The sequence below is a fragment of the Salmonella sp. SJTUF15581 genome, assembly GCF_043356775.1.
Classification (GTDB): domain Bacteria; phylum Pseudomonadota; class Gammaproteobacteria; order Enterobacterales; family Enterobacteriaceae; genus Salmonella; species Salmonella enterica.
In genome coordinates this window covers 130,791-148,816 of record NZ_JBEUJY010000012.1, presented here as the reverse complement: position 1 = coordinate 148,816, position 18,026 = coordinate 130,791, and the positions used below count along the sequence as shown (strand labels likewise).

Genomic DNA, 18,026 nt, shown 5'->3' with positions numbered 1-18,026 from the left:
AGGCCTGCCGCCAGCGTTCAATCTGAGCCATGATCAAACTCTTCAATTTAAAAGTTTGATGCTCAAAGAATTAAACTTCGTAATGAATTACGTGTTCACTCTTGAGACTTGGTATTCATTTTTCGTCCGAGGACGTTAAGAATCCGTATCTTCGAGTGCCCACACAGATTGTCTGATAAATTGTTAAAGAGCAGTGCCGCTTCGCTTTTTCTCAGCGGCGCGGGGTGTGCATATTACGCTTTCCCGCTTCAGAGTCAAGCGTTTATTTTCGCTTTTCTCCGTGAGGTTCTGGTCTGAACCCCGCTGACCCGGCGGCCTGTGTGCCGTTGTTCCGTGTCAGTGGTGGCGCATTATAGGGAGTTATTTCTGCCTGACAAGAGGAAATTTAAAATAATTTCTCAAGTGCCTGGTATTTACCCAAAATGCCATTAAACCGCCAGTTTTTCGAGCGTTTCAAAGCCATAACGCTGTAAAACGGGTAATAATTGTTCAGCTCCTGGCGTCATTGCCATGCAATAAGCAATATTGGCATCGGTTGATTTCGCATCCGGCGCTTCATGTTCCAACAGCCAGGCTGTACGACGCGCTATCGCCGCGCCGGAATCCACTAACCGCGTCCCTTCGGGCAGGACTTGCAAAAGCTCATCCCGTAATAGAGGGAAATGCGTACACCCCAGAACGACCGTGTCAGGCGGCTCCGGCATTCGTAGCCATGGGCGTAATATGCGGCGCAGCTCTTCCAGCGATACCGAGTCGCCATGTAGTTTAGCTTCCGCCAGTTCCACCAGTTCTGCCGACCCCAACATGGCTATCTGACATTCATTAGCGAAGCGCGCAATCAGCTCGTGAGTATAAGGACGTTTGACCGTGGCTCTCGTCGCCAGTAGCCCGACGACGCCATTGGCGGTCAGCCGCGCCGCTGGTTTAATCGCAGGCACAACGCCCACCACCGGGAAGGCAAACTTTTCACGTAATGCGGGAAGTGAGACCGTACTGGCGGTATTGCAGGCAATCACCGCCAGTGAAAGGGGATAGCGCTGCTGTACCGCAGTCACAATCTCGACAACGCGCTCGACGATAAACGTTTCACTCTTTTCCCCGTAGGGGAAAGCCACGTTATCGAAAGCATATATATAGTGGAGATCCGGCAGGAGCCGCCGAATCTCATCATAGACCGACAATCCACCGACGCCGGAATCAAATACCAGCACGGTGGGACGTGGTTCAGAAGGTGTAGCTGCCAGACAAGGTGTATTCTCGTCCTGCAGTTTGGTAGCCATAAACTGTCTCGTAATCTTTGTCGAACAGGTTGGCTATTTTACCACGAACTGTCAGATGTGAGGTGACCGGATATGAAACTCCAATATCCCACAAGCTCAAGCCGCCCATTTTTACATCTCTATTATTGTCGTAGTCTTTATCGTAACGTTCGCCGAGGTACTGATACATCACATTCCAGCCGAGTTCAAAAATCTGTCCGGTCAGCTCATACTTTACCTGCTGCTTAGCACGGCGATAGAGAACCTTATTGGTTTCATCATCACGCGGATCGACGTATTGCAGCGTCAGGTGGTGATCTACCGGGCCAGTGGTGATATTTCCGGTCCACTCCAGACCTTTAATGGTGGCCGACTTCAGATTAACGTATTGATTATCTTTATAATCGATCAGGTTTTGAACCTTATAATGATATGCAGAAAGGCGCCAATCCAGCGGTCCGGTCAGCCCATCAATGCCGGCCTCCCACTGCCTGGATTCTTCCGGCTTTAGGTTTGGGTTAGCGGCAATACCAGGCCCATAAGAAGATGCAAAACGCGTCGCGCCATATTGCTGCCCAAGGGACGGTGCCAGGAACCCCGTACCATAGGAGAGAGTTGCCCGATAACCATCAACAAACTCCCAGCCCGTTGCGGTCTGCCATGTCCCATGCCAGCCGAACTGCTCATCATGATCTTCACGGCCAGAAGCTTCCAACGTGACACTATCGATTTGTTGCTGTCCGGTCAGATAGAGCCCGGTGGTATCACGTTTGTAAGTATCGGCCTTCGTTGTACTACTGGAGGTCAGTTTTTCCTGTTTCCAGTCAGCCCCACCGCTAACCGCTCCGTGCCCAACTTCAACACTATTACCCCATTGAATATAACGCTGCTCCATGTTATCCAGCGAGGCATCCCCCGCATACCGACCAAGATCGTTACTGTAGTTGTAATCTTTAATATGTTGATAATTGGCGATCAGCTGAGAAGAATAGATGCCAGAACTGTATTGCAGGCCAGCATCCCAAGATTGGGTGTAATTCTGGGCCTCATCATTGCCGCCAACATAACCATATGAACCCTGATCGTAATCGCTATTCGCCGTATAACCATAGCCGCGAAAGAAACCGGAGACGTTATCGTTAAACTTATGCTGTACGCCTCCCCAGAACAACTTATTGCGGTAGCCGTCCCGGTCACTGTCCCCGTTATAGGGAGAGTCAGGCTGAATGTTAAAACCCCTGGTCGTCTCATACGCCCCGGCAGCAGTTACAATCGTATCGCCAAACCGTTTATTCATAATCCCATCATAGGTCTGGTAGCCATCCGATCCCATACCGGCGTTGATCTGTGATTTCTCGTCATTGCTCATCGTAATAATATTGACGACGCCGCCAATCGCGCCAGAACCGTACACCGCTGAACGCGGTCCGCGAATGTATTCAATGCGCTGCACTAACGACACCGGAAGCTGACCAATATCAATCGCGTTACTAATGCCCGCCCGCGCCATCGGCACACCATCAATCAGTACCAGGACATGCCGCGATTCGGTGCCACGAACATACAGCGAGGAACTCTTCCCCATTCCGCCACTCTGTGAAATATCCACACCAGGAAGACGGCGCATTACGTCATTAAGATCTTTTGACTGCCAGCGCTGAATATCCTCGCGGGTGACGACATCGGTTGGCGCCAAAACAGAGTTTACAGGCTGCTGAAAACGGTTGGCGGTAACAACCAGGGTATCCGGGCTAGTGTCCTGCGCCCAAGCGGAAAAGGCCGTGACGGAGAACGCCGTCAGCAGCGTAGCTTTTTTAATCATTGTAAAGCATCCACAATATAAGAAGGATGCCGCAGGCTTCATCGATAGTACGCGATGATGAAAAACCAGATGCGACGTTAGCCGGCAGGTCTTCGGGCTTGGAGGGTTATCCGTTGGCTGGATAGCAGAAATGATGACTTCCCGCCGGAGGCAGTGTCTGCTTACGCTCTCATCTCACCTTTCCTTACCGCTGCGCGTCAGCTCCAGATTTTCACTGGATTCCCTATTAACTCACAGGACCGGCCCACGGATGCTACCGTCTGTCACAACACCCTGTCCAGACCGCGCATCACAAATCAGAAATCATCAATAGCTGGACATCCACTGAGCAATCCCTACAATCCCCGCGTACTTTTATTATTCAGGATGCGATATGACCCCCGAACATCTTCCGACAGAACAGTATGAGGCGCAGCTGGCCGAAAAAGTGGCGCGCTTGCAGAGTATGATGGCGCCGTTTTCTGGCCTGGTTCCGGAAGTATTTCGCTCGCCGGTCAGTCACTATCGTATGCGTGCGGAATTTCGCCTGTGGCATGACGGCGATGACCTGTACCACATTATGTTTGATCAGCAGACCAAAAGCCGGATTCGCGTTGACACCTTCCCGGCGGCCAGCCAACTGATTAATACCTTAATGAAGGCGATGATTGCCGGCGTGCGCGATAATCATGCACTGCGGCATAAGCTGTTCCAGATCGATTATCTCACGACCTTGAGCAACCAGGCGGTAGTGTCGTTGCTGTACCATAAGAAGCTGGACGAAGAGTGGCGTGAAGCCGCCACTGCGTTACGCGATGCTTTACGCGCGCAAGGTCTGAACGTACACCTGATTGGCCGGGCCACTAAAACTAAAATCGAATTGGATCAGGATTATATTGATGAGCGTCTGCCTGTGGCAGGTAAAGAGATGATCTACCGCCAGGTCGAAAACAGCTTTACGCAGCCAAACGCCGCCATGAATATTCAGATGTTAGAGTGGGCGCTGGAGGTGACGAAAGACTCAAAAGGCGATCTGCTTGAGTTGTATTGCGGCAACGGCAATTTTTCTTTAGCGCTGGCGCGCAATTTTAACCGCGTGCTGGCAACCGAAATCGCCAAACCGTCCGTCGCTGCCGCACAGTACAATATTGCCGCTAATCATATTGATAATGTGCAAATTATTCGCATGGCGGCGGAAGAGTTTACCCAGGCGATGAATGGCGTTCGTGAGTTTAACCGCCTGCAAGGGATCGACCTGAAGGGCTATCAGTGCGAAACCATTTTTGTCGATCCGCCGCGCAGCGGTCTGGACAGCGAAACGGAAAAAATGGTGCAGGCTTATCCACGTATTCTGTACATTTCCTGCAATCCGGAAACGTTGTGCAAAAACCTGGAAACGTTAAGCCAGACGCACACGGTGTCTCGCCTGGCGCTATTCGATCAGTTCCCGTATACGCATCATATGGAATGCGGAGTATTACTCACCGCAAGGTAAAATGTACGTCGGATGGCCGGTTATACCGCCATCCGGCATTCGCACACTATTCCGCGGTGTCCTGCTTGCGGTTACGCAGCTTAAAGCCAATCCAGAATACCAGAATCACCGACAGCACCGCCGGGAAGAAATTAGAGCCAATATCCGGATATTCTGCACGCACCACGGTGCTATACAGTAAAACGCCAAGAATGAAACAGGCGGCGGCCAACCCCGGCAAACCTACCGGCATAGTACGATTTTGGTAGCGCTGATGCAGGCAATATACCGTCAGCACCAGCGAGATAACCGGGAATACGGAGAACGGCACAATAGCGCTAAACAGCGCCGCGAATGTGCCGTTAATCGATAAGCCAGCGATGAGCGCCAGCAACAGCGTACCTTTATCTTGACCTGACTGTTTCATTACTCGTCCTTCACGTTATTCGGAATGATGTGCTATTTTCTCTTGCTCACGGCGATACCAGTAATACGCCCCTTTCGCAATCATGCGCAGTTGCAATACCAGCCGCTCTTCTAATTGCCGACGCTGTTCAGCGCCGATGTCCAACGCCTCTGCGCCCGCGCTAAAGACAATAGTTACCATCGCTTCGGCCTGGGCTTCAGTAAACGCGCGCGGCATATGGTTTTCGAGTTCCAGATAGTCGGCAAGTTCCGCAATAAAATGCTGAATCTCCCGCGCGACGGCGGCACGAAACGCCGCTGAAGTGCCGGAACGTTCGCGCAACAACAGACGGAAGGCGTTGGGATTGTTGCCGATAAACTCCATAAATGTGGAGACCGACGTGCGAATGACGCTGCCGCCTTTCGCGATGCGCTGCCGCGCCTGACGCATCAACTGACGCAGCATCAGACCGCTTTCATCCACCATCGTCAGACCGAGTTCATCGACATCGCGAAAATGACGGTAAAACGACGTTGGCGCAATGCCCGCTTCACGCGCCACCTCACGCAAACTCAGGCTGGCGAAACTCCGCTCAGCGCTCAGTTGGCTGAATGCGGCTTCCACCAGCGAACGCCGGGTTTTTTCTTTTTGTTGCGCTCTAACACCCATCACAATGTCTGAATCCTTCCATATGCCTTATTCGGCACTATACCAGAGAATAAAAGTAACGGGTTCACACTGGATTGTGAATGATTGTTTACAGACAGTTTGTGCTCCGGCTTCGCAAAAAAGCACAACGATAATTGGGTTAAAGCTGGGCAAATGTTATCATTGTGTTTATTTTATGTATAAAGACAGGTGAGTAATACCATGCCACATTCCTGGGATTATGATGCAGTCGTCATAGGGTCAGGCCCCGGCGGTGAAGGCGCTGCAATGGGTCTGGTTAAGCAAGGAGCACGCGTCGCGGTGATTGAGCGTTATCATAACGTTGGCGGCGGATGTACCCACTGGGGCACCATCCCATCCAAAGCCCTTCGCCACGCCGTCAGCCGCATTATTGAATTTAATCAAAACCCGCTCTATAGCGACCACTCCCGTCTCCTTCGTTCTTCTTTCGCCGACATCCTTAATCATGCCGATAACGTGATTAATCAACAAACGCGTATGCGTCAGGGGTTTTATGAGCGTAACCACTGTGAAATATTGCAGGGCAACGCCCATTTTATTGACGAACATACCCTGGCGCTGGAATGCCATGACGGCACGGTTGAAACCCTGACGGCAGAAAAATTTGTTATTGCCTGTGGTTCGCGTCCTTACCATCCCAGTGATGTGGATTTCTCGCATCCGCGCATTTATGACAGCGACTCAATCCTGAGTCTCCACCATGAACCGCGCCACGTTATTATTTACGGCGCTGGCGTTATCGGCTGCGAATATGCGTCCATCTTCCGCGGTATGGATGTGAAAGTGGATCTGATCAACACCCGCGATCGCCTGCTGGCCTTTCTCGATCAGGAGATGTCCGACTCTCTCTCTTACCATTTCTGGAATAGCGGCGTGGTTATTCGCCACAATGAAGAGTATGAGAAAATCGAAGGCTGCGATGATGGCGTCATCATGCACCTGAAATCCGGCAAAAAACTGAAGGCTGACTGCCTGCTTTATGCTAATGGCCGTACCGGTAACACCGATTCGCTGGCGCTGGAGAATATTGGTCTGGAAACAGACAGCCGTGGACAGCTCAAAGTCAACAGTATGTACCAGACCGCCCTGCCGCACGTCTATGCGGTGGGCGACGTGATTGGCTATCCCAGTCTGGCCTCCGCCGCCTACGATCAGGGGCGTATTGCAGCGCAGGCGCTGGTGAAAGGCGAAGCGACCGCGCATCTCATCGAAGATATCCCCACTGGGATTTATACCATTCCGGAAATCAGTTCTGTCGGCAAAACCGAGCAGCAGTTAACGGCAATGAAAGTGCCTTACGAAGTGGGCCGCGCGCAATTTAAGCATCTGGCGCGAGCGCAAATCGTCGGCATGAACGTCGGCACGCTAAAAATTCTCTTCCACCGCGAAACCAAAGAAATTCTGGGGATTCACTGCTTTGGCGAACGCGCCGCCGAAATTATTCATATCGGCCAGGCGATCATGGAGCAGAAAGGTGGCGGTAACACCATCGAATACTTCGTTAACACCACCTTTAACTACCCAACCATGGCGGAAGCTTATCGGGTTGCGGCGTTGAACGGCTTAAACCGCCTGTTTTAACGCCTTGTCGAAATGGCCATCCATTGCGCCACGGATGGCCTCAGCCAGTTGCTCATAACGGCTACGCAGCGGCGATCCCGGGCGATAAACCAGCCCCACGGTACGACGCGGCTCCGGCTTAATGCATGGCAGATAAACCACGCCGTCGCGCTTACGCTCCTGCGGTACGGCCAGCGCGGGAAGTAGTGTAATACCACTGCCCGCCGCCACCATGTTGCGCAGCGTTTCCAGACTGGTCGCCCGGAAATGGGTATCTTCATCCGCTCCCGCTTCAAAACAGAACCCCATCGCCTGATCGCGCAGACAGTGGCCATCTTCCAGCATCAGCAATTTCTCGCCCGCCAGATCGGACATCGGCACGCGATCGCGATTCGCCCACGGATGATCCTCATAAATAGCCAGCATCATGGGCTCATCAAACAGCGGCACTTCGATAAACGCCTCGCTCTCTTTCACCAGCGCCAGAATAGCGCAGTCAAGCTTGCCGCTATCGAGTTGCGCTAACAGCTGGTGCGTTTGCGCCTCATGCAGATACATTTCCAGCTTCGGGAAAGTCTGGTGCAACATTGGAATGATAAGCGGCAGCAAATAGGGACCAATTGTTGGGATTAAACCAATATGCAGCGGGCCGGACATCGTCTCGCCTTGTTGGCTTGCCATCTCCTTGAGCACCTTGACCTCACGCAGTACGGTACGCGCCTGATCCACCAGCAGTAAGCCCGCCTGGGTAAACAGCACCTTACGGCTCGTACGCTCCAGCAGCATAACGCCCAGCTCATCTTCCAGCTTACGTATTTGCCCACTAAGGGTTGGCTGGCTGACGTGACAGGAGTCCGCCGCTCGCCGGAAATGGCGATGTTCGGCTAACGCCACCAGATATTCAAGATCTCGAATATTCATTATTCATCCTCCGTCGCCACGATAGTTCATGGCGATAGGTAGCATAGCAACGAACGATTATCCCTATCAACCTTTCTGATTAATAATACATCACAGAACGGAGCGGTTTCTCGTTTAACCCTTGAAGACACCGCCCGTTCAGAGGGTATCTCTCGAACCCGAAATAACTAAAGCCAACGTGAACTTTTGCGGACCTCTGGTCCGCTTTTTTTTGCGTAAAAAAGCCCGGCGTCGCTGATGCTCGGCCGGGCAGTATTACCTGATAGCGTTACGCTTATAAGGCCTACAACGCGAGGCGCGCCTTCGCATCGTCGATGGCCTGCGCCACCTGCTGCGGAGAAACGCCGCCTTTTGCCGCCCGTTTATCCAGACACGACTGCAAAGACAATATCGGATACACATCGTCGCCAATCACGCGGCTGAATTTCTGTAAATCGGCCAGCGGCAACGCTTCCAGCGGCTTACCCTGGCGAATAGCTTCTACCACCGCTTCGCCGACAATATGGTGCGCTTCGCGGAACGGCACGCCTTTCGCGACCAGGTAATCCGCCAGCTCCGTGGCGTTGGCATACCCCTGTTGCGCCGCGTCCTGACAACGTGGGCGTTTCACCTGAATACCGTCCAGCACCAACGCCGCCATATGCAGGCAGTCAAGCCAGGTATCGAGCGCATCGAACAGCCCTTCTTTGTCTTCCTGCATATCTTTGTTATACGCCAGCGGCAGACCTTTTAAAGTCATCATCATGCCGGTTAGCGCCCCTTGTACGCGACCGCACTTACCGCGAATCAGCTCCAGCGCGTCCGGGTTTTTCTTCTGCGGCATTAACGATGAACCGGAAGTCACGCGATCAGAAAGCTCTACAAAACCCGCTTCACCAGAATTAAAGAAAATCAGATCTTCCGCGAAGCGTGACAGATGCACCATGCCGATAGCCGCATCAGAAAGCAGTTCCAGTACGTGGTCACGATCGGACACGCTGTCCAGGCTGTTGCGGGTCGCAGACGTAAAGCCCAGCCAGCCTGCCAATTGTTCACGGTCAATTTCATAGGCCGTTCCCGCCAACGCGCCGCAACCTAGCGGACTCACGTCCAGACGTTTAAGCGTGTCCTGCAGGCGGCTTTCATCGCGCGCCAGCATTTCGACATACGCGAGACACCAGTGGGCGAAAGTCACTGGCTGCGCGCGTTGCAGATGGGTATATCCCGGCATTACCGCGTCCTGGTTCGCCTGCGCGGTTTCCACCAGCGCGCTCTGTAGCTGGCGGTTAGCGGTAAGCAGTTCCCTCACCGTCTCTTTGCACCACAGTTTCAGGTCCGTCGCCACCTGATCGTTACGGCTGCGCCCGGTGTGCAGCTTTTTACCCAACTGACCCACTTTGTCGATGAGCTTACCTTCCACCCAGCTATGGATATCTTCCGCATCGCTTTGCAGGATTTGCTGCGGATTCGCGCGAACCTCTTCCAGCAGCACGTTCAGCGCTTCTTCCAACTGTCGTTGCTCATCGGCAGTCAGTACGCCTACCGTGACCAATGCTTTGGACCAGGCCACAGAACCGACAATATCCTGCTCCGCCAGACGGTAATCGAAGCGCAACGAATCATTGAATTGTTTAAACCGCTGGTCTGCCGCCTGTGTAAAACGCCCACCCCAAAGTGCCATAATAGACTTCCTTAAATTCTTCGAATTTCACTGCCGGATGGCGCTACGCTTATCCGGCCTATAATTTCTGTTCACGTAGGCCCGATAAGGCGCAGCCGCCATCGGGCGAACAAATAGTTAAGCCAGAATACGCGTGCCAATCGGCGTGCCGTTAAACAGCGCCGGCAGTTGCTCCGCATGACGCCAGGAAGCGATATCCACCGGGCGACCCAGCGCCCGCGCAGCATCGAGAGCCGCATTCACTTTCACAATCATCCCGTCGGTAATAATGCCCTGGTCGATAAGCTGCTCGGCTTTGGACGCCGTCATTTCGGCGATACGCTGGCCTTTGCCGTCCAGAATACCGCTCACGTCAGAAAGCAGGATCAGATCGGCCCCCAGCGTCGCCGCCAGCGCGGTTGCCGCCTGATCGGCGTTGACATTCATCAGCTGGCCGTCCTCTGTTACGCCAATGGAGCTGACCACCGGCAGAAAGCCGTTTTCCAGCAGCATGTTAATCAGCTTCGGCGACCCCGGCTGCGCCAGCCCGACGTGGCCTAACGCTTCATCGAGTTGGGTCACGTTTACGCTGTCGCCATCGCCCAGAAACAGACCAACAGAGGCGATATGGTGTTTCTTCGCCCAGGCCAGCAGAGTTTTGTTAGCGGTTCCCGCCAGCGCGCCGGTAATGATGCCAATCTGATCGGCAGGCGTCACGCGCAGGCCGTCTTTCTTTTTCACTGGCAAATTCAGCCCTTTCATCAGCTCATCCACCACGCAGCCGCCGCCGTGAACAATCACCAGCGGACGCTGATGGGACTCACGATAGTTGACCAGCGCGGTAAAAAGACGTTCCAGAGCCTCTTCGCTATCCAGTAATACGCCACCCAGCTTTATAATTAATGGATTCATCATTTCACCCTTAAATAAGAGACTGCGTTTCAGCGAAGCCAAAACGAATATTAGCGCACTGCACCGCCTGCGCCGCTGCGCCTTTCAACAAGTTGTCTTCGGTTGCCACCACAATCAGATGTTCGCCCTGGACGGCAAAACCAATATCGCAGAACGGCAGCCCGACGACGTTCTTTAACGCCGGAACGCCTTTGTCATACAGGCGCACCAGCGGTTTGTCGCCATAGGCTTTTTGCAACACGTCGGCGACCTGCGCATGGGTTACTCCCGCTTTCAGGCGGCAGGTAATGGTTTCCAGAATCCCGCGCGGGAAATTCCCCAGATGCGGGGTGAAGATGACCTCCGCGCCCAGATGGGCGGCGATTTCCGGCTGATGACGATGCGTAAACACGCCATACGGTTGCAAACTCACTTCACAGAAACTGTTCGATATTGCCGCTTTGCGCCCCGCGCCGCTCACTCCGCTGGTGGCATTAATTACCGGCCACTGCGTCAGATCCAGAAGCCCGCCGTCAATCAGCGGTTTTAGCGACAACTGCGCTGCGGTTGGATAGCAACCAGGAACCGCAATCAGATTCGCCGTGTTCAGTTTATCGGCATTCCACTCCGCCAGACCGTACACCGCCTGCTCCAGCAGCTCAGGATACTGATGAGTAAATCCGTAGTACTTTTCATAGAAGGCGCGATCGTTTACCCGAAACGCGCCGGAAAGATCGAATACGACGCATCCGGCCTGTAAAAACTGCGGCGCCAGATCGTGGCTCACTTCATGCGCTGTCGCCAGGAACACCACATCAACATCTGCGCTAAAGTCACGTACATCCGACATCGGTTGCAATGGCAGGTCGACAATCCCTTTTAACTGCGGATGTAAATCAGAAATTAACTTTCCTGCATCATTGCTTTGCGCTGAGACGGTCAAAGCGGTTATGGTCATATGTGGGTGGCGATTTACGTAGCTTACAAGCTCTGCGCCCGCATAACCGCTAGCGCCTACAATCAGCGTATTCAACATCGGGTTCCTTTATGCTCAACGTTAATGTATTTTTATTCATAATTAATGCATGAATATTGATACTATCATGACCTGAGGTGTGTCAACAATGAAAAACGTTTTACCGCCATTTATCGAGATTTACCGCGCTCTGATTGCCACACCGTCGATAAGCGCAACCGAAGAATCCCTGGATCAAAGTAATGCGTCTTTAATCACTTTGCTTGCAGGCTGGTTCAGCGATCTTGGTTTCAACGTAGAGGTTCAACCGGTTCCAGGAACGCGAAACAAATTTAATATGCTCGCCAGCACCGGACATGGCGCGGGCGGTTTGCTGCTGACCGGCCATACCGACACGGTTCCCTTTGATGACGGACGCTGGACGCGCGACCCGTTCACGCTGACCGAGCACGACAATAAGCTCTATGGCCTGGGCACTGCGGATATGAAAGGCTTCTTCGCTTTTATTCTGGACGCGCTACGTGACGTTGACGTCACAAAGTTGAAAAAGCCGCTCTACATTCTGGCGACCGCCGATGAAGAGACCAGCATGGCGGGGGCGCGTTATTTTTCCGAAACCACGGCATTACGTCCGGACTGCGCGATCATTGGCGAACCGACGTCGTTGCAACCGATACGCGCGCACAAAGGGCATATCTCTAATGTCGTTCGCGTCCTGGGGCAGTCCGGTCATTCCAGCGACCCGGCGCGTGGGGTTAACGCCATTGAACTGATGCACGATGCGATTGGCCACATCATGCAACTGCGTGACTCGCTGAAAGCGCGGTATCACTACGAGGCGTTTACCGTTCCGTATCCAACGCTGAATCTGGGCCATATCCACGGCGGCGATGCCTCAAACCGTATCTGCGCCTGCTGCGAATTGCATATGGATATTCGTCCACTGCCGGGCATGACGTTAAACGACCTTAATGGACTGCTTAACGACGCGCTGGCCCCGGTAAGCGAACGCTGGCCGGGCCGCCTGACGGTGGCGGAATTACATCCGCCGATTCCAGGTTACGAGTGTCCACCGGACCACCAACTGGTTGAAGTAGTAGAAAAACTGTTGGGTACGAAAACCGACGTGGTGAACTACTGTACTGAAGCGCCGTTTATGCAGACATTATGCCCAACGCTGGTGCTTGGTCCGGGCTCAATTAATCAGGCGCATCAGCCGGATGAATATCTCGAAACGCGTTTTATTAAGCCAACCCGGGAATTGATTACCCAGGTAGTACACCATTTTTGCTGGCATTAATGCATATTGCCCGGTGACGCGATGTTTACCGGGCCTACCCCGTCTTGTAGGCCGGATAAGCGCAGCGCCATCCGGCATCTCTACGCCACATGTTCATAAGCATTTCTTATTTGGCACGATGCGAATTAACTTTAATAAATTACCGCCATTTTTTCGTTTGCTGAACCGATTTCGCAGTAATTGACGCCACGGGTTTTACGTGGCTTTATAAAAGACGGCTAAAAAGCAAAGTCCGAAAAATTTCACGTCACAGCAAGGCGGCAAACGAGCCCATTCCGCAGAACTGGCATACGGGCGAGCGCAGCCACTGCCGCTGTGGCATGAAAGAGACAGGGCAATTACATTAAAGATGGGGTGTCTGGGGTCATATGAACGAACAATATTCCGCGTTGCGTAGTAATGTCAGTATGCTCGGCAAGGTGCTGGGAGAAACCATCAAGGATGCGCTGGGAGAACACATTCTTGATCGCGTAGAAACAATCCGTAAGCTATCCAAATCTTCACGCGCCGGCAATGAAGCTAATCGCCAGGAGCTGCTCACCACGCTACAAAATTTGTCTAATGACGAGCTGCTGCCAGTTGCGCGCGCGTTTAGTCAGTTCCTGAACCTGGCCAATACTGCCGAGCAATACCACAGCATTTCGCCAAAAGGCGAAGCCGCCAGCAACCCGGAAGTGATTGCCCGTACTCTGCGTAAACTGAAAAACCAACCGGACCTCAACGACGCAACCATCAAAAAAGCGGTAGAGTCGCTGTCTCTGGAGTTGGTGTTAACCGCCCATCCGACAGAAATTACCCGCCGTACGCTTATTCACAAGATGGGTGAAATCAACAACTGTCTGAAACAGCTTGATAATACCGATATCGCCGACTACGAACGCCACCAGGTAATGCGTCGCCTGCGCCAGTTGATTGCCCAATCCTGGCATACGGATGAGATCCGCAAGCAGCGTCCAAGCCCGGTGGATGAAGCCAAATGGGGCTTCGCCGTGGTTGAGAACAGCCTGTGGCAGGGCGTACCTAACTATCTGCGTGAACTGAACGAACAGCTGGAAGAAAATCTCGGCTACAAATTGCCGGTGGATTTTGTGCCGGTACGTTTTACCTCCTGGATGGGCGGCGACCGTGACGGCAACCCGAACGTGACGGCGGATATCACCCGCCACGTACTCTTGTTAAGCCGCTGGAAAGCCACCGATCTGTTCCTGAAAGACATTCATGTTCTGGTATCAGAACTGTCGATGGTCGACGCCACGCCGGAGCTGCTGGCGTTAGTGGGCGAAGAAGGCGCGTCTGAGCCGTATCGCTATCTGATGAAAAAATTGCGCGCCCGTCTGATGGCGACCCAGTCCTGGCTGGAAGCGCGTCTGAAAGGCGAGAAGCTGCCCAAACCGGCTGGCCTGCTGACGCAAAACGAGCAGCTCTGGGAACCTCTGTACGCCTGCTACCAGTCGTTACAGGCCTGCGGCATGGGCATTATCGCCAACGGCGAGTTACTCGACACGCTCCGCCGCGTGAAGTGTTTCGGCGTACCGCTGGTGCGTATTGATATCCGTCAGGAGAGCACCCGCCATACCGAAGCGCTGGGCGAAATTACCCGCTACCTCGGTATTGGCGACTACGAAAGCTGGTCGGAAGCCGACAAGCAGGCCTTCCTGATCCGCGAGCTGAACTCCAAACGTCCGCTGCTGCCGCGTAACTGGGAGCCGAGCAACGATACCCGCGAAGTGCTTGAAACCTGCAAGGTTATTGCCGAAGCGCCAAAAGGATCGATCGCCGCCTACGTAATTTCAATGGCGAAAACGCCGTCTGATGTGCTGGCTGTGCATCTGCTGCTGAAAGAGGCTGGTATCGGCTTTGCCATGCCGGTCGCGCCGCTGTTTGAAACCCTCGACGACCTGAACAACGCCGACGACGTGATGACCCAGTTGTTGAATATCGACTGGTATCGCGGGCTGATTCAGGGTAAGCAGATGGTCATGATCGGCTACTCCGACTCGGCGAAAGACGCCGGCGTTATGGCCGCGTCATGGGCGCAGTATCAGGCGCAGGACGCCCTGATCAAAACTTGTGAAAAAGCTGGCATCGAGCTCACCCTCTTCCACGGCCGCGGCGGCTCTATTGGCCGTGGCGGCGCGCCAGCCCACGCGGCGCTGCTTTCGCAACCGCCAGGCAGTCTGAAAGGCGGTCTGCGCGTGACCGAGCAGGGCGAGATGATCCGCTTCAAATACGGCCTGCCGGAAGTCACCGTCAGCAGCCTGTCGCTCTACACCAGCGCAATTCTGGAAGCAAACCTGCTGCCGCCGCCGGAACCGAAAGACAGCTGGCGTCATATTATGGATGAGCTTTCCGTCATCTCCTGTGAAACCTACCGCGGCTACGTGCGCGAAAATAAAGACTTTGTACCGTACTTCCGCTCCGCGACGCCGGAACAAGAGCTGGGCAAATTGCCGCTCGGCTCACGTCCGGCGAAACGTCGTCCAACTGGCGGCGTCGAATCGCTGCGCGCGATTCCGTGGATCTTCGCCTGGACGCAAAACCGCCTGATGCTGCCAGCCTGGCTGGGCGCGGGTACTGCGCTGCAAAAAGTGGTGGAAGACGGTAAACAAAGCGAACTGGAAGCCATGTGCCGCGACTGGCCGTTCTTCTCCACGCGTCTTGGGATGCTGGAAATGGTATTCTCGAAAGCCGACCTGTGGCTGGCCGACTATTACGATCAGCGTCTGGTGGCGAAAACGCTATGGCCGCTGGGCAAAGAGCTACGAGACCTGCTGGAAGAAGACATTAAAGTGGTGCTGGCGATTGCCAACGATTCGCACCTGATGGCCGACTTACCGTGGATTGCGGAGTCCATTCAGTTAAGAAACGTTTATACCGATCCATTAAACGTGTTGCAGGCCGAGTTGCTGTATCGTTCCCGTCTGACTGAAGAGCAGGGCAAATCGCCCGATCCTCGCGTCGAACAGGCGTTGATGGTCACGATTGCGGGCGTCGCCGCCGGTATGCGCAACACCGGCTAACGCCAAAAGAAAGCCGCCCTCACGCAGTTATGTGGGGGCGGCATGAAATACTGCTGTCATCCTCGTCATTTTTTCAATATATTCCTGTCTGCATTTTATGCATTTATAAATCTTTCTTAGCAAAACGTGCGGCATAAAGCAGGTTTGCTTCAGATTCTTTTAAGGTTCAGGCGTTACGTTTGGCGCTACGATTAAAGACAGGCTCTCATTATGCAATCCACATTACTCCAGACTAAACCCGCGTTTAGCTGGAAAGCCCTGGGCTGGGCACTGCTCTACTTTTGGTTCTTTTCCACCCTCCTGCAGGCCATTATTTATCTCACCGGATACAGTGGGACAAACGGTCTGCGGGATTCGCTACTGTACAGCTCACTGTGGCTGATCCCGGTCTTTCTGTTTCCAGGCCGCATCCGGGTTATTGCTGCCGTTATTGGCGTCGTACTCTGGGCCGCCTCGCTGGCGGCGCTGAGCTATTACGTAATCTACGGGCAGGAGTTCTCGCAAAGCGTGCTGTTTGTGATGTTTGAAACCAACGCCAATGAAGCCAGCGAATATTTAAGCCAATATTTCAGTCTGAAAATTGTTCTTGTCGCCCTGGCTTATACGGTGGCGGCGATTTTGCTGTGGACACGTCTGCGCCCGGTTTATATTCCATCCCCCTGGCGTTATCTGGTGTCGTTTGCCCTGCTGTACGGGCTGATCCTCCATCCCATCGCGATGAATACCTTTATCAAGCATAAGTCGATGGAGAAAACGCTGGATAGCCTGGCGTCACGAATGGAACCCGCCGCGCCGTGGCAATTTATTACTGGCTACTATCAGTACCGTTTACAGCTCGCCTCGCTGAATAAACTGCTGAATGAAAACGATGCCCTGCCGCCGCTGGCTAACTTCAAAGACCACTCCGGCGATGCGCCGCGCACGCTGGTACTGGTGATTGGCGAATCGACCCAGCGTGGCCGTATGAGTCTGTACGGTTATCCGCGCGAAACCACGCCGGAACTGGACGCGCTGCATAAAACCGACCCCGGGCTGACCGTGTTTAATAACGTGGTAACTTCGCGACCGTACACCATTGAGATTCTGCAACAGGCGCTAACGTTCGCGGACGAAAAGAACCCGGACTGGTATCTGACGAAGCCATCGCTGATGAATATGATGAAACAGGCCGGGTATAAAACCTTCTGGATCACTAACCAGCAGACGATGACGGCGCGTAATACCATGCTGACCGTGTTCTCTAAGCAGACTGATAAGCAGTTCTATATGAACCAGCAGCGCACTCAAAGCGCACGCGAATATGACAGCAACGTGCTGGCGCCGTTTAAAGCGGTGTTAGCCGACCCGGCGCCGAAAAAATTCATTATTGTGCATCTGCTGGGAACGCACATTAAATACAAGTTCCGCTATCCAGAAAACCAGGGCAAGTTTGATGGTAAAACCGACCATGTTCCGCCGGGATTAAGCAGCGACGAACTGGAATCGTATAACGATTACGACAACGCGAACCTGTATAACGACTATGTTGTCGCCAGCCTGATTAAGGACTATAAAGCGACCGATCCGAACGGTTTCCTGCTCTACTTCTCCGATCATGGTGAAGAAGTGTATGACACGCCGCCGCATAAGACGCAGGGACGAAACGAAGATTCACCAACCCGTCATATGTATACGGTGCCGTTCCTGCTGTGGACCTCAGAGAAATGGCAGGCAGCGCATCCGCGCGACTTCTCACAGGATGTCGATCGTAAGTACAGTAGTTCCGAGCTTATCCATACCTGGTCGGACTTAGCGGGCCTGACCTATGATGGCTACGACCCGACGCGTTCCATCACCAACCCGCAGTTCAAAGAGACCACGCGCTGGATTGGCAACCCGTATAAGAAAAACGCGCTGATTGATTATGATACGTTGCCGTATGGCGATCAGGTCGGTAATCAATAGCCTGTATGTTGCCCGATAACGCTAACGCTTATCGGGCCTGGCGTTCTTCTCTCCCGTAGTCCGGATAAGGCGCAAAGCGCCGCCATCCGGCAATAATCGCTTGAGGACATCGGTTTTCGACGTTACTGTTTCCTCTGTTTGCGAT

General features: G+C 53.4%; 13 protein-coding genes and 1 riboswitch. Of the genes, 5 read left to right on the top strand and 8 right to left on the bottom strand.

Annotated elements, in window-relative coordinates; all coding sequences use genetic code 11:
• Positions 1-428: 428 nt before the first annotated feature.
• Positions 429-1,280: a glutamate racemase gene (gene murI / locus ABVN36_RS19025; RefSeq protein WP_000201804.1), complete on the bottom strand. Its 852-nt coding sequence runs from the start codon at positions 1,278-1,280 to the stop codon at positions 429-431.
• On the bottom strand, positions 1,225-3,081 hold the full coding sequence (btuB, locus tag ABVN36_RS19020) for a TonB-dependent vitamin B12 receptor BtuB (RefSeq protein ID WP_000591415.1): 1,857 nt from the start codon (positions 3,079-3,081) through the stop codon (positions 1,225-1,227). Before btuB ends, murI begins: the two co-directional genes overlap by 56 nt.
• A 65-nt stretch (positions 3,082-3,146) precedes the next feature.
• Positions 3,147-3,340, bottom strand: a riboswitch (cobalamin riboswitch).
• A gap of 114 nt (positions 3,341-3,454) precedes the next feature.
• Between btuB and trmA the strand changes: the two genes are divergently transcribed.
• Positions 3,455-4,555 carry a tRNA (uridine(54)-C5)-methyltransferase TrmA gene (gene trmA, locus ABVN36_RS19015; RefSeq protein WP_000186980.1) on the top strand — a complete coding sequence of 367 codons (1,101 nt, stop codon included), beginning with the start codon at positions 3,455-3,457 and terminating at the stop codon, positions 4,553-4,555.
• Between the two features lie 46 nt (positions 4,556-4,601).
• Here the strand turns inward: trmA and ABVN36_RS19010 are convergent, their stop codons facing one another.
• Together ABVN36_RS19010 and fabR are read right to left on the bottom strand one after the other, a co-directional pair.
• Entirely contained in the window at positions 4,602-4,961 is a 360-nt protein-coding gene (locus ABVN36_RS19010; protein WP_000813838.1) for a YijD family membrane protein, read from the bottom strand.
• 15 nt (positions 4,962-4,976) lie between these two features.
• The gene (gene fabR, locus ABVN36_RS19005; RefSeq protein ID WP_000971958.1) at positions 4,977-5,612 is read right to left on the bottom strand and encodes an HTH-type transcriptional repressor FabR; all 636 of its coding nucleotides are present in this window, start codon (positions 5,610-5,612) and stop codon (positions 4,977-4,979) included.
• Between the two features lie 198 nt (positions 5,613-5,810).
• Here fabR and sthA point away from each other — a divergent pair, with 198 nt between their 5' ends.
• Positions 5,811-7,211 carry a Si-specific NAD(P)(+) transhydrogenase gene (gene sthA / locus ABVN36_RS19000; protein ID WP_001120791.1) on the top strand — a complete coding sequence of 467 codons (1,401 nt, stop codon included), beginning with the start codon at positions 5,811-5,813 and terminating at the stop codon, positions 7,209-7,211.
• Here sthA and oxyR read toward each other — a convergent pair.
• The 4 genes from oxyR to argC form a co-directional block, all read right to left on the bottom strand.
• Entirely contained in the window at positions 7,194-8,111 is a 918-nt protein-coding gene (gene oxyR, locus ABVN36_RS18995) for a DNA-binding transcriptional regulator OxyR (protein WP_001025919.1), read from the bottom strand. The genes sthA and oxyR overlap by 18 nt on opposite strands.
• Before the next feature lie 283 nt (positions 8,112-8,394).
• Positions 8,395-9,771, bottom strand: coding sequence for an argininosuccinate lyase (argH, locus tag ABVN36_RS18990; RefSeq protein WP_001230052.1), 1,377 nt, complete (start codon positions 9,769-9,771; stop codon positions 8,395-8,397).
• A gap of 117 nt (positions 9,772-9,888) precedes the next feature.
• Positions 9,889-10,665, bottom strand: coding sequence for an acetylglutamate kinase (argB, locus tag ABVN36_RS18985; RefSeq protein WP_089082247.1), 777 nt, complete (start codon positions 10,663-10,665; stop codon positions 9,889-9,891).
• 7 nt (positions 10,666-10,672) lie between these two features.
• A complete protein-coding gene (gene argC / locus ABVN36_RS18980) occupies positions 10,673-11,677 on the bottom strand; it encodes an N-acetyl-gamma-glutamyl-phosphate reductase (RefSeq protein WP_000935332.1) in 1,005 nt (334 codons plus the stop codon).
• Positions 11,678-11,765: 88 nt separating this feature from the next.
• Between argC and argE the strand changes: the two genes are divergently transcribed.
• The 3 genes from argE to ABVN36_RS18965 all read left to right on the top strand — a co-directional run bounded on the left by argE (position 11,766) and on the right by ABVN36_RS18965 (position 17,881).
• Complete coding sequence (gene argE, locus ABVN36_RS18975) at positions 11,766-12,917, top strand: acetylornithine deacetylase (RefSeq protein ID WP_000800208.1); 1,152 nt, start codon at positions 11,766-11,768, stop codon at positions 12,915-12,917.
• Positions 12,918-13,285: 368 nt separating this feature from the next.
• The gene (ppc, locus tag ABVN36_RS18970) at positions 13,286-15,937 is read left to right on the top strand and encodes a phosphoenolpyruvate carboxylase (protein ID WP_001005548.1); all 2,652 of its coding nucleotides are present in this window, start codon (positions 13,286-13,288) and stop codon (positions 15,935-15,937) included.
• A gap of 210 nt (positions 15,938-16,147) precedes the next feature.
• Positions 16,148-17,881: a phosphoethanolamine transferase CptA gene (locus ABVN36_RS18965; protein WP_001528929.1), complete on the top strand. Its 1,734-nt coding sequence runs from the start codon at positions 16,148-16,150 to the stop codon at positions 17,879-17,881.
• The last annotated feature ends 145 nt before the right edge of the window (positions 17,882-18,026 follow it).

Excerpts from the sequence above, each read along its gene's own strand:
- murI (WP_000201804.1), bottom strand. The coding sequence starts at position 1,280 with ATGGCTACCAAACTGCAGGACGAGAATACACCTTGTCTGGCAGCTACA.
- btuB (WP_000591415.1), bottom strand. The coding sequence starts at position 3,081 with ATGATTAAAAAAGCTACGCTGCTGACGGCGTTCTCCGTCACGGCCTTT.
- trmA (WP_000186980.1), top strand. The coding sequence starts at position 3,455 with ATGACCCCCGAACATCTTCCGACAGAACAGTATGAGGCGCAGCTGGCC.
- ABVN36_RS19010 (WP_000813838.1), bottom strand. The coding sequence starts at position 4,961 with ATGAAACAGTCAGGTCAAGATAAAGGTACGCTGTTGCTGGCGCTCATC.
- sthA (WP_001120791.1), top strand. The coding sequence starts at position 5,811 with ATGCCACATTCCTGGGATTATGATGCAGTCGTCATAGGGTCAGGCCCC.
- oxyR (WP_001025919.1), bottom strand. The coding sequence starts at position 8,111 with ATGAATATTCGAGATCTTGAATATCTGGTGGCGTTAGCCGAACATCGC.
- argH (WP_001230052.1), bottom strand. The coding sequence starts at position 9,771 with ATGGCACTTTGGGGTGGGCGTTTTACACAGGCGGCAGACCAGCGGTTT.
- argB (WP_089082247.1), bottom strand. The coding sequence starts at position 10,665 with ATGATGAATCCATTAATTATAAAGCTGGGTGGCGTATTACTGGATAGC.
- argC (WP_000935332.1), bottom strand. The coding sequence starts at position 11,677 with ATGTTGAATACGCTGATTGTAGGCGCTAGCGGTTATGCGGGCGCAGAG.
- argE (WP_000800208.1), top strand. The coding sequence starts at position 11,766 with ATGAAAAACGTTTTACCGCCATTTATCGAGATTTACCGCGCTCTGATT.
- ppc (WP_001005548.1), top strand. The coding sequence starts at position 13,286 with ATGAACGAACAATATTCCGCGTTGCGTAGTAATGTCAGTATGCTCGGC.
- ABVN36_RS18965 (WP_001528929.1), top strand. The coding sequence starts at position 16,148 with ATGCAATCCACATTACTCCAGACTAAACCCGCGTTTAGCTGGAAAGCC.